This window comes from Pseudomonas sp. SIMBA_068 (assembly GCF_046534705.1).
GTDB classification, from domain to species: domain Bacteria; phylum Pseudomonadota; class Gammaproteobacteria; order Pseudomonadales; family Pseudomonadaceae; genus Aquipseudomonas; species Aquipseudomonas putida.
On record NZ_JAWRYI010000879.1, the window covers coordinates 1 to 259 of the forward strand.

The following is a 259-nucleotide window of genomic DNA, read 5'->3' on the forward strand; positions in this document are numbered from 1 at the left end:
GAAAGCCAAATATCGGATTGTTGTCAGACGAGTTTCTGGAAGAAGTGCGTGAAATGCCGCAGCGCAATCTGGCAGTGGAACTGTTGGAGAAACTGCTAAATGACGGCATTCATGCCCGTACTAAAAACAACGTGGTGCAGGAGAAGAAATACTCAGATCGCCTGAAAGCCGTGCTGCTCAAATACAACAACCGCGCCATTGAAACTGCCCAGGTCATTGAAGAACTGATCCAGATGGCAAAAGAGTTTCAGGAAGCAAT

General features: G+C 47.1%; 1 protein-coding gene. It reads left to right on the forward strand.

Going from position 1 to position 259, the window contains the following annotated elements; all coding sequences use genetic code 11:
- Window positions 1–259: type I restriction enzyme endonuclease domain-containing protein (locus SB756_RS31885; RefSeq protein WP_410913476.1), on the forward strand; the 259-nt coding region annotated here is incomplete at both ends.